General features: G+C 74.2%; 1 protein-coding gene. It reads right to left on the bottom strand.

Going from position 1 to position 1569, the window contains the following annotated elements:
• Positions 1–71: 71 nt before the first annotated feature.
• Positions 72–1349 carry a glycerophosphodiester phosphodiesterase gene (locus tag ABZ885_RS40855; protein WP_360200239.1) on the bottom strand — a complete coding sequence of 426 codons (1278 nt, stop codon included), beginning with the start codon at positions 1347–1349 and terminating at the stop codon, positions 72–74.
• Positions 1350–1569 lie beyond the last annotated feature (220 nt).

The raw sequence follows: 1569 nt of genomic DNA, 5'->3' as shown, positions 1-1569 counted from the left end.
CCGGACCATCTGAACGGTCCGGGGCACGGTCGTCGGTGCCGGGCGGCCGGTGGGCCGCCGTCAGCGGGCGGTCAGCCGACGCCCCGGGCGGACCAGAAGTCCTGCCGGGCCAGGATCGAGGTGTCGGCCTGGTCGGTGAAGAAGCCGTCCACACCCAGCTCGTAGAGGTACTTCGCCCAGCCGATCGCGTCGCCGTACGCGTTCGGGTCGGTGCCGCGGCGGTGGTCCAGCGGCAGGAAGGCGTTCTCGTTGCGCACCGTGTAGGGGTGCAGCAGCAGGTTGGCCGCGTGCGCGTCCCGCACCAGCGTGGTCGGCGGCTGGAGCCTGCCGTCCGCGTCCACCGGCGCGATCAGCTGGGTGGTCGGGCCGATGCCGTGCGCGAAGGAGGCGATCCAGCGCAGCCCCTCGGGCTTGACCAGGTCGGCGACGGTGCGCTTGTCCCCGGCCAGCACGAAGTCGTACGGCTGGCTGGTCGGGCCGCTGAGCAGCTGGATCCGCGGGTTCTCGACCAGCTTCGCCAGCCGCTGCAGGCTGCTCGGCTCGAAGGACTGCAGGATCGCCCGCCCGCGCCGGCCCGCGAGGCCGGTGCGGCGCAGCTCGTCCGCGAGCCGCTCCTCCAGTGGCAGGCCGATCGAGCGGAAGTAGCTCGGGTGCTTGGTCTCCGGGTAGAGCCAGACGTCGCGGCCGAGCTCCCGCCCGCGCTTGCGGGCGAAGTCGGCCAGCTCGCGGAAGGTGAGGATCTGCCAGCGGCCGTCGTACAGGGTGTTGCGCTGGCGCTGCTGCGGCAGGCGCTCCTTGGCGCGCAGGGTCTTCAGCTCGGCGAGTGTGAAGTCCTCGGTGAACCAGCCGGTGAGGGCCTGGCCGTCGACGGTTTTGGTGGTCCGGCGGCCGGCGAACTCGGGGTGGTCCGCGACGTCGGTGGTCTCCGCGATGTTGTTCTCGTGCCGGACGACCAGGTGGCCGTCCCTGGTCGGCACGAGGTCCGGCTCGATGACGTCCGCGCCCAGCTCCAGGGCCAGCTCGTACGAGCCGAGCGTCTCCTCCGGGCGGTAGCCGGGGGCGCCGCGGTGGCCGATGACCAGCGGGTGCGGCAGCCGGTCCAGGCCGGTGCCGGTCCGCACCGGCGAGCGCGTCCCGGCCGGGCGGGCGGCCGCGTCGGAGCCGTCGGCCCGGTCGGAGGCGTCGGGCTGGTCCTCGCCGGACGCCGCGAACGCGTCCCCGGCGCCGGCGGCGAACGCGGCCGCGCCGAGGCCGGCGACGCCGGTCGCGCGCAGGAACCCGCGGCGTGAGGAGCCGGCGTCCTGCGCGGGCTCTGCCGGGCTGCTGCCGTCGAGCGGACGGTACGTCATGAAGGCTCCTTGCTCGCAACTGTGGCGTGGCGGTGGCATGGCGGTGGTGGCCGCGTTGGTGCGCGCGGGTTGTGGTTCGTCGCCCGCAGACCAGGGTCTGTCTTCAAACTCCCGCCTGCCGGGCGACGGGTTGACGCAGCCGGCGAGTTGGGTGGCCAGCAGGTAGCGGTGGTGGCGGTGGTCCAGGTGCGCCCGCTCGTGGGCGAGCAGCGCCTCGCGT

The sequence above is a fragment of the Kitasatospora sp. NPDC047058 genome (assembly GCF_040643935.1).
In the GTDB taxonomy this organism is placed as follows: Bacteria; Actinomycetota; Actinomycetes; order Streptomycetales; family Streptomycetaceae; genus Kitasatospora.
The sequence above is the reverse complement of the archived record's forward strand: the minus strand, read 5'-3'. Positions and strand labels throughout refer to the sequence as shown.